Annotated in this window: 6 protein-coding genes; 3 read left to right on the forward strand and 3 right to left on the reverse strand. The window is 69.8% G+C overall.

All coding sequences use genetic code 11. The features are described 5' to 3' along the window. On the reverse strand, positions 1-948 hold a 948-nt coding region (locus ACY45C_RS11215; RefSeq protein WP_462187555.1), incomplete at its 3' end, for a nitrilase-related carbon-nitrogen hydrolase. 187 nt (positions 949-1135) lie between these two features. On the opposite strand from ACY45C_RS11215, the gene ACY45C_RS11220 reads away from it, so the two are divergent. Together ACY45C_RS11220 and ACY45C_RS11225 are read left to right on the forward strand one after the other, a co-directional pair. After that, on the forward strand, positions 1136-2494 hold the full coding sequence (locus ACY45C_RS11220) for a glutamine synthetase family protein (protein ID WP_462187556.1): 1359 nt from the start codon (positions 1136-1138) through the stop codon (positions 2492-2494). Next, complete coding sequence (locus tag ACY45C_RS11225; protein WP_462187557.1) at positions 2491-5682, forward strand: bifunctional [glutamine synthetase] adenylyltransferase/[glutamine synthetase]-adenylyl-L-tyrosine phosphorylase; 3192 nt, start codon at positions 2491-2493, stop codon at positions 5680-5682. The genes ACY45C_RS11220 and ACY45C_RS11225 overlap by 4 nt, the downstream gene beginning before the upstream one ends. Before the next feature lie 104 nt (positions 5683-5786). Here the strand turns inward: ACY45C_RS11225 and glnII are convergent, their stop codons facing one another. Then, positions 5787-6848, reverse strand: a complete 1062-nt coding sequence (glnII, locus tag ACY45C_RS11230; RefSeq protein ID WP_462187558.1) for a glutamine synthetase GlnII — start codon at positions 6846-6848, stop codon at positions 5787-5789. A 729-nt stretch (positions 6849-7577) separates the two neighbouring features. Then, positions 7578-9002, reverse strand: coding sequence for a type I glutamate--ammonia ligase (gene glnA, locus ACY45C_RS11235; protein ID WP_462187559.1), 1425 nt, complete (start codon positions 9000-9002; stop codon positions 7578-7580). A gap of 182 nt (positions 9003-9184) precedes the next feature. On the opposite strand from glnA, the gene ACY45C_RS11240 reads away from it, so the two are divergent. After that, positions 9185-9679 (forward strand): RDD family protein, encoded by a 495-nt coding sequence (locus ACY45C_RS11240; protein WP_462187560.1) that lies wholly within the window; start codon positions 9185-9187, stop codon positions 9677-9679. Positions 9680-9813 lie beyond the last annotated feature (134 nt).

The raw sequence follows: 9813 nt of genomic DNA on the forward strand, positions 1-9813 counted from the left end.
GGTGTACAGCTCCCCGGCGGGCTCGGGGCGGTCGGCGACGACCGGCGGCAGGGGGGTGAACGGTGCCAGCGGCTCGGCGGCCAGTATCGTGCGCGTCACCGTCATCGTCGTGCCATCCTCGGCGTCGATGGCCCCGGACACCGCCCGCGCCGGGCCGGGACCGGCCGCGGGCAGGTCCAGGTCGGTGATCAGCAGCGCCTCGCTGAAGACCGGGGCCCGCGCGACGAGCTCCCCCGCGGCGTCGACGACGAGGGAGTCCCCGTCGAAGACCAGCTCGTCCTGCCCGCCGACGAGGTTGACGTAGGCCAGGGCGGCCGCGGCCTCCCGGGCGCGCTCGGCGCACAGGGCGTCGCGCTGGAAGGACTTCCCCTGCTCGTAGGGGGAGCCGTTGATGCACAGGACGAGGCCGACCCCGGACCGGCGGGCCACGGTGATCGGCCCGCCCTGCTGCCACAGGTCCTCGCAGATCGTCACGCCCACGTCGATCCCGTGCAGCCGCAGCACCGGAAAGGCCGTGCCGGGCACGAAGTAGCGGAACTCGTCGAAGACGCCGTAGTTCGGCAGGTGATGCTTGGCGTAACGCGCGACGACCTCGCCGCCCCAGAGCACCGCGGCGGCGTTCTGCGGTTCACCGGCCGGGCGTCCCACACTCGGCGCGGGTTGCGCGGACGCATCGAGGTAGCCGACGACGACGGCGATCTCGCCACACCCCTCCTCGGCCAGCCGGCGGGCCAGGGCCACCAGCGCCCGCTGGCTCGCGGCGACGAAGGACCGGCGCAGGACGAGGTCCTCCGGCGGATAGCCGGTCAACGTGAGTTCACCGAAGGCGATCAGATGAGCGCCGTCGGCGACGGCCCGTTTCGTCCAGGTACTGACCAGGTCGGCGTTACCAGCGAGATCCCCGACGGTCGTGTCCACCTGGGCGAGGGCGATCCGCAGCTGGGCCATGGTTGCAGCGTAGGCGGTCGCGGCGTGGGCCGTTAGGTCCCGTGTCGGGAGGGTAGGTAACACGCCGTTGGCGGACTGGTTGCTACCAGGCAACATCACAGCGACGAACGGATGTAGTCGCTATGCTCGGGATAAGCACATCGGGTGGCCCGTATCGTCGAGTCCACATCCTCAGCGCGGAGGCACTATGGACAAACAGCAGGAGTTCGTTCTCCGGACTCTGGAGGAGCGGGACATCCGCTTCGTTCGGCTCTGGTTCACCGACGTACTTGGGTACCTGAAGTCGGTAGAGATCGCCCCCGCGGAGCTCGAGGGGGCGCTGGCGGAGGGTATCGGTTTCGACGGGTCCGCCATTGAGGGCTTTGCGCGGGTACACGAGGCCGACATGCTGGCCCGGCCCGACCCCTCCACCTTCCAGGTGCTTCCCTGGCGCGGTGAACATCCGCTCACTGCCCGGATGTTCTGCGACCTCGTGATGCCGGATGGCACGCCCGCCGCCGCCGACTCGCGCTGGGTGCTGCGGAGCGCGCTAGCCAGGGCGGCCGACGCGGGGTTCACGTTCTACACCCATCCGGAGATCGAGTTCTTCCTGCTCAGGGAGCCGCCGAAACGCGGTGGCCCGGTGCCCCCGCCGGTGGACGAATCAGGCTACTTCGACCTGACCCCCAATGACATCAGCCATGATTTCCGGCAACAGGCCATCAGCATGCTCGAACGGCTGGGCATCTCGGTGGAGTTCAGCCACCACGAGGTGGCCCCCGGCCAGCAGGAGATCGATCTCCGCTACGCCGACGCCCTCACCATCGCCGACAACATCATGACCTTCCGCCAGGTGGTCAAGGAGGTGGCGTTGCGGCAAGGTATTTACGCCACCTTCATGCCTAAGCCGTTCGGTAACCAGGCCGGGTCGGGGATGCACACCCATCTGAGCCTTTTCGAGGGTGACCGCAACGCCTTTCACGACCCGACCGATGACTATCAGCTGTCCAAGGTGGCGAAGGCCTTCATCGCCGGGCTCCTCGCGCACGCCGCCGAAATCACCGCGGTGACCAACCAGTGGGTGAACTCCTACAAGCGGCTCATCGGCGACCAGCGGGTCGGCGAGGTGCTGGAGGCGCCGGCCTATGTGTGCTGGGGCCACAACAACCGTTCGGCGCTCGTGCGGGTTCCGCTCTACAAGCTCCACAAATCCAACGCCACCCGGGTGGAGTTCCGGCTGCCGGACAGCGCGTGCAACCCGTATCTCACCTTCGCCTTGGTGCTGGCAGCCGGCCTGCGGGGTGTCCAGGGCGGTTACGAGCTGCCACCGGCTTCGGCGGACGACGTCTGGACGCTCACCGACACGCAGCGTCGTGAGCGCGGGATCACCGCTCTGCCCGGCTCGCTCGCCGAGGCGGTCAAGGTGATGGAGCGTTCCGCGCTTGTGCGGGAGACCCTCGGCGACGAGTTGTTCGACTTCTTCCTGCGGAACAAGCGGGCCGAGTGGCTGGAATACCGTCGGCAGGTGACCCCGTTCGAGATCGACCGGTACCTGCCGGTGCTATGACCGGGCGGACCGGCACCCGGCCCCCCACAGCCGGGGCGGGGCCGGTCGGGCCGGGACCGGTCGCGGCCCATCCGCGGGGGAGCTCGGTCGCCGCGCAGCTCGCGCGACTCGGCTTCACCGACGTCGACCGGGTCGAGACGACAATGCGCCGCCTCGGCCTGCTCAGCCCGGCCGTCCAGTCGCCCACCGCCGGCAGGGATGTCCTGCCCGGTCCCGCCACCGTGGGAATCGTGCGCGAGGAACGGCTCGAGGCCAACGTCGTGGTCGGCTCGCTGGCGGCTGCGGCCGATCCGGACCGGGCTCTCGCCGCGCTGGACCGGCTCGTGGACGCCCTCGGCCCGGCCGGGGGCGCGGCCTTCGTCGGTGCGCTGGCCCGCCACGAGGGGCTGCGGGAACGGCTCGCCGCCGTGCTCGGCGCGAGCATCGCGCTCGGCGATCATCTTGCCCGCCATCCGGCGGACTGGCACATCCTGGAAGCCGACGAGGTGGTCACCACCCCGCCGGAGGCGGCGAGCGTGCGGGCAGGTCTGCTGCGCGCGGTCGGCGCGGATCCGGACGATCCGGCGCCCCGGGCGGCGGGCGACGGTCCCCAGATCCTCGACGCCCTGCGGACCGCGTACCGCAGGGCGCTGCTGGTCCTCGCGGCGCGGGACCTGACCGGCGCGGTGCCACTCGACGAGGCCACGGCCGAACTCGCCGATCTGGCGGGATTCGCGCTGGACGCGGCGCTGGCGGTCGCCCGTGCCGGGCTCGACCCGCGGCTGCCCCCGGTCCGGCTCGCCGTGATCGGCATGGGCAAGTGCGGCGGACGGGAACTGAACTACGTCAGCGACGTCGATGTCGTGTTCGTCGCCGAGCCGACGGCACCCCGCGATGCGGCGAACGGGGGGAAGATCGGGGCGGAACCGGCCGGGCCGGCGGTACTGACGGCGGCGGCACGGCTGGCGGAGGGGCTGGTCCGAGCCGCCGGCACCGTCACCGCCGCCGGTGCGCTGTTCCAGGTCGATGTGGGGCTTCGCCCGGAGGGCCGGGACGGTGCCCTGGTCCGCACGCTCGCCAGCCATCACGCCTACTACCGCCGCTGGGCCCGGACCTGGGAGTTCCAGGCGTTGCTCAAGGCCCGCCCGATCGCGGGCGACCTGGCGTTGGGCGCCGAGTTCTGCGCGATGGTCGCGCCCATGGTGTGGACGGCGGCCTCCCGTCCCGGCTTCGTGGCCGACGTGCGGGCGATGCGGCGCCGGGTGGAGTCGACGCTGTCCCGCGCGGAGGCGGAGCGCAATCTCAAGCTGGGGCCGGGCGGCCTGCGCGACGTCGAGTTCGCCGTCCAGCTGCTGCAACTCGTCCACGGCCGGGTGGATGCCAAGCTGCGGGTCGCATCCACCCTGGGCGCCATCGACGGTCTGGCCCGCGGCGGCTACGTCGGTCGGCGCGACGCGGCCGGGCTCGCCGACGCCTACCGTTTTCTCCGTAACGCTGAGCACCGCCTTCAGCTGCAACGGCTGCGCCGGGTGCACACCCTGCCCCGGGACGCCACCGAGCTGCGCTGGCTGGCCCGGTCGATGGGGTTGCGCACGGCGGAGGCGTTCGAGGACGCCCACGCCCGGGTGGTCCGATCCGTCCGATCGCTGCACGAGAAGCTCTTCTACCAGCCGTTGCTGGAGGCGGTCGCCCGCCTGTCGACGGAGGAGATCCGCCTTACTCCCCAGGAGGCGGCCGACCGGCTGGCCGCGCTCGGATTCGCCGCGCCGGACCGGTCGTTGCGCCATATCGAGGCGCTGACCAGAGGGGTGAGCCGGACGGCCGCGATCCAACGCCACCTGTTGCCGACGATGCTGCCCGCCTTCGCCGACGCCCCCGATCCCGATGCCGGGCTGCTGGCCTATCGCCGGGTCAGCGAGGCACTCGGGCGCGCCCCGTGGTATCTGCGGCTGCTGCGGGACTCCGCCGGCGCCGCGGACCGGCTCGCCCGGGTACTCGCGACCAGCCGGTACGTGGCGGACCTGATGGCCCGCGCGCCGGAGTCGGTGCGGCTGCTGCGCACCGAGGACGATCTCGTCCCGGTGCCGCGGGAGGCACTGGTCCGGACCATGGTGGCGATCGCCCACCGCAACCCCGACTGGGAGGAGGCCGTCGGGCGGGCCCGGGCGGTACGCCGCGTCGAACTGGTCCGGGTCGCCTGCGCGGACCTGCTCGGCCTGCAGGACGTCGCAGCCGTGGGCCGGGCGCTGGCGGACGCCGCGGCCGCCACCATCGCCGCGTCCCTGCTTGTCGCCGAGCGCAGGGTCGCCGGAGGTGACCCGGAGTCGTTGCCGGCGCGGATCTCGGTGATCGCGATGGGCCGGCTCGGCGGCGCGGAGATGTCCTACGGCAGCGACGCCGACGTGCTGTTCGTGCACGAGGCCAGGCCAGGGGCGTCAGCGGACCGGGCGAGCAGGGCTGTCGCCGAGGTGGTCGGTGAGCTGCACCGGCTGCTCGCCGTTCCCGGACCCGATCCGGCGCTGCGCCTGGACACATCGCTGCGTCCGGAGGGGCGCAGCGGCCCGGCCTCACGCACGCTGGAGGCGTACGCGGCCTACTACCAACGGTGGTCGCAGGAGTGGGAGTCGCAGGCGCTGCTGCGGGCGGAGCCCCTGGCCGGTGATCCCGGGCTCGCCTACCGGTTCTGCCGGCTGGCGGACACGGTGCGTTACCCGGCCACGCTTCCCGCGGGCGCCCTGGACGAGATTATCCGCCTGAGCGGGCGGATGGAGCGGGAACGGATCCCACGGGGAGTCGATCGCGCGCTGCACCTGAAGTTCGGCCCCGGGGGGCTGACCGACGTGGAGTGGGCGGTGCAGATCCTCCAGCTGCGCCACGGCCGGCAGATTCCCACGCTGCGCACGACGTCGACGCTCGAGGGCCTGGGGGCCGCGGTCGTCTCCGGTCTGCTCGACGCGAGCGAGGCGGAGATCCTGCGCGCGGCCTGGATGTCCGCCTCCCGCATCCGGAACGCGAGCACGCTGGCCGGCTGGCCGCGTCCGGACGTCGTCCCTGACCGCCCGCCCGGTCTGGAGGCGATGGCGAGCGCGGCGGGATATCCCTCCGACCGGGCCGGCGAGCTCGTCGCCGAGCACCGCCGGTCGGCGGCGCTGGCCCGCGCCGTCGTCGAGGAGGTGTTCGCGCGCGAGCGGACCGCGGATTTCGGCTAGCACGCCCGGTGGTGCCGGAACCGCGCCACCGTAAGACCGGGCAGGCGGTCGTGTCGTCGGGAGTACCGCCACGGCAGCCTGTGCTCCGGCCTGGTGACCGTTCGTCAGACGGTTGCCCCGGCCGGGGCCGGGGTGGTCTGGGACGGCACGAACAGCGTCGGCTTATCGCCGGCCAGGGCGCTGCAGCAGGTGTCAATCATGAGCGCGGAGACCAGGTACGGGTCCATGTTCGCGTTCGGGCGGCGGTCCTCCAGCCAGCCCTTCTTGGCCTTCTCGACAGCCCACGGAATCCGGATCGACGCGCCGCGGTCGGAGGCGCCCCAGGAGAACTTGTTCCACGGAGCCGTCTCGTGCTTACCGGTCAGTCGGTCCTGGATGCCGTGACCGTAGTGGGTCACGTGCTCCAGCACCCGGGTGCCGAGCGCCTCGCAGCAGGCGACGATGGCGTCCCAGCCCTCCATCGTCTGCCTGGTGGAGAAGTTGGTGTGCGCGCCGGCACCGTTCCAGTCGCCCGGGACCGGCTTGGCGGCGAACGACACCTCGACGCCGTAGTCCTCGGCGATCCGGTGGAGCAGCCAGCGGCCCAGCCAAATCTGGTCGCCGATCGCCGGGGCGGGGAGCACGCCGATCTGGAACTCCCACTGGCCCATCATGACCTCGGCGTTGGTGCCCTCGATGGCGAGACCGGCGTCGAGGCAGGCCTGCGCGTGCCTTTCGACGATTTGGCGGCCGGGCATCTTCGAGCCGCCGACGCCACAGTAGTACGGTCCCTGCGGCGCGGGGTAGCCGACCTCCGGCCAGCCGTAGGGACGGCCGTCCTTGAAGAAGGTGTACTCCTGCTCGATGCCGAACATCGGCGTCATGTCGGCGTACTTCTCGGCGACGGTCCGGGCGGCGGCCCGGATGTTCGTCGGGTGCGGCGTGAAGTCGGTCAGCTCGACCTCGCAGAGCACCAGGAGGTTGTCGCCACCCCGCAGCGGGTCGGGCGTGACGAAGACGGGCCGCAGCACGCAGTCCGAGTTCGATCCGGGCGCCTGGTTGGTGCTCGAGCCGTCGAAGCCCCAGATCTCCGGCTCCTTACCGTCCCTGATGATGCGGGTCTTGCTGCGCATCAGCGGCTCGGGCTCGGTGCCGTCGATCCAGATGTATTCGGCCTGATAACTCACTCATACTCCCCGTGGTTGATCCTGCACGTTACGGAGCGGCTTCGTGATCGGCCTGGCCAGCCGACCCAGGCCGCGAATGACGGGAGGGTTCGACCGGAGCCTTGTCGTGCCCAGTTACCTTCCTGTTCCGTGATTGTTAATTTTCGGTCTCTGCTATGTCACGAAAGGCTGACCCTGGGCGATCGGGGCCGACTGCCGTCCGGGATTTTCGGAGTCCCCGGCTCCGCTTTCGTGTCGTGGTGTCCTGGCGGGTGTCGGAGGGAGATGGCCGGTATTCCGGACCGCGCCGTTCCGCATAGACGTGAGGCCCGCCTCCGACGTCGTCGAAGTAGGGCCTCGGGGAATTAGTATATTAATTTTCAATGTGGGTTCGGGGGTTTCGCCTGGTACCCCGGGAAAGGGTCCGGGCATCCCCTGCCCGTGATCTTTCTGGCGCTCGCCGGCACTCGGTGGATATCGGCGGGCCTTCGGCCGGTCTCCGCCCGGAGGTGGCGGCGCGACCTGGTTTCCGTACGCGTCCCCGGCTCGAAGAGGCCTTCTGCCACCGCGGCGAAGGACCAGACGAACCGCAGGGGTCAATCGGGGCCGCCCGCCTCGAGAGCGTGACCGACCCCCCGCGGTTCACCGTGCCGCACCTGTCTGGGAGCAGGCCGCGGTCACCGCCTCGGCGCCCGCCGGATCACCCGCGGCCCGGCGATGGGTCAATGGCCGGAACCTTACGGCTGGGCGTCAGATGTCGTAGTAGAGGGTGAACTCGTAAGGATGCGGCCGCAGGCGGATGGCGTCGACCTCGTTGACCCGCTTGTAGTCCAGCCAGGTCTCGATCAGATCCGCGGTGAAGACGTCGCCCTCCCGCAGGAACTCGTTGTCCGCCTCCAGCGCGTCGAGCACCTTCTCCAGCGAACCCGGGACCTGGGGAACCGCGGCCAGCTCGTCCGGCGGGAGGTCGTAGAGATCCTTGTCGATCGGGTCCGGCGGATCAATCTTGTTCCGCACGCCGTCGAGCCCCGCCATCAGAATCGCGGCGAAGGCGAGATACGGGTTGCAGCTCGGGTCCGGCACGCGGAACTCGACCCGTTTGGCCTTCGGTGAGTCACCGCTGAGCGGGATGCGGCAGCACGCCGACCGGTTGCGGGCCGAGTAGACCAGGTTGACGGGCGCCTCGTAGCCGGGCACGAGCCGACGGTAGGAGTTCGTGGTGGGGTTGGTGAAGGCCAGCAGCGCCGGGGCGTGGTGCAGCAGCCCCCCGATGTAGTAGCGGGCGGTGTCCGAGAGACCGCCGTACCCGTTCGGGCTGTAGAAGAGCGGCTCCCCGTCCTTCCACAGGCTGGAGTGGACGTGCATACCGGATCCGTTGTCCTCGAACAGCGGCTTCGGCATGAAGGTAACGGTCTTGCCGCGGCCGCGGGCGACGTTGCGGATGATGTACTTGTAGAGCATCAGGTTGTCGGCGGTCTTCAGGAGCGTGTCGTACCTGATGTCGATCTCCGCCTGGCCCGCGGTGCCGACCTCGTGGTGCTGCATCTCGACGGTGATACCCGTCTCATAGAGCACCCGGGTCATCTCGGAACGCAGGTCGGTGAAGTGGTCCGTGGGCGGCACCGGGAAGTAGCCGCCCTTGAACCTCGGCTTGTACCCGAGGTTTCCGCCCTCTTCCTTCCGGGAGGTGTTCCAGGCGGCTTCGACCGAGTCGACCTGGTGCATCGACCCGTAGGGGTTGTAGTCATAGCGGACATCGTCGAAGATGTAGAACTCCGCCTCCGGACCGAAATACGCGGTGTCCGCGACGCCGGTGCCCCGGAGATAGGTCTCCGCCTTCTTGGCGATGTTGCGCGGGTCCCGGGAGTACTGTTCCTTGGTGATCGGGTCATGGATGAAGAACGTCATGGCGAGGGTCTTGTGCTCGCGGAAGGGGTCCACGAAAGCGGTGTGCGGGTCCGGCAGCAGCAGCATGTCGGACTCGTGGATGGCCTGGAAGCCGCGGATCGACGAGCCGTCGAACATCAGGCCTTCGGTGAACACCGACTCCGCGAAGACCTGGGTCGGGATGGTGAAGTGCTGCATGATCCCGGGAAGATCGCAGAACCTGACATCGATGAACTGAACGTCTTCGTCCCGGATATAGCGAAGCACGTCTTCTGCTTTTGCGAACATTCGTCCTCCAGCATCGCGTCACGCTTCTTAGGGCCACAGGTTACGCCATGTTGGCGTGTCTCCGGTCACCAGGCCGTCGGCGCACGACATCATGGGATAGTTTCCGTAGCGTTACCGAAACCTACTTAATCACTCAACGTGATGAGTTGGGTGCATGTTGCGGTGCCACATAAGCTTGCGTCGTGGGACGAGCACTTGGAGGCTGGCTTGACGGGCCAGGTCTGCCGCGGGACACCCCGCCCGGGGTACGCCTCGGGTTGCCGCGGGACGGCCGAGGATCCGTGGTCGGGTTCGGTCCGCGCCTGCTGGCCTACCTCGTGGACGCGGTCGCCGCGAACCTGATCGTCGGCATGCTGTACATCGTCGGACTGAGCTACACCGCCGACGCGCGTGGCCTCGCGATCTACGCGGTCTTCCTGCTCGAGGAGCTGATCCTCGTCGGTACGGCCGGCCAGACGATCGGCATGCGGCTGGTCGGCATCCGCGTGATCCGGCTGCGTGACTGTGGTCGGCAGTCCTGGCCGTGGATCGTCGTGCGTACCGTTCTGCTGGGCCTGTTCATCCCGGTGTTCATCTGGGACCGTGACCTACGCGGCCTTCACGATCGCGCCGCCGGGACCGTGGTGGTGCGCGACCCCGTGGGCTCCGGCCCCGAGAAGCCCGGCCCCGAAAAGTAGCGCGGATCCCTCCACTACGGGGCTTCGGGGGTGGTCCACCGTGGGTGGCACGGCGGACCACGCCTGGCGGCGGCGCTAGGGCCTGTTTGGGAAGTTCATCGGGGCAGCCATTTGTTGATCGCGGCGATGGTGGC

This window comes from Frankia sp. CcWB2 (assembly GCF_977927585.1).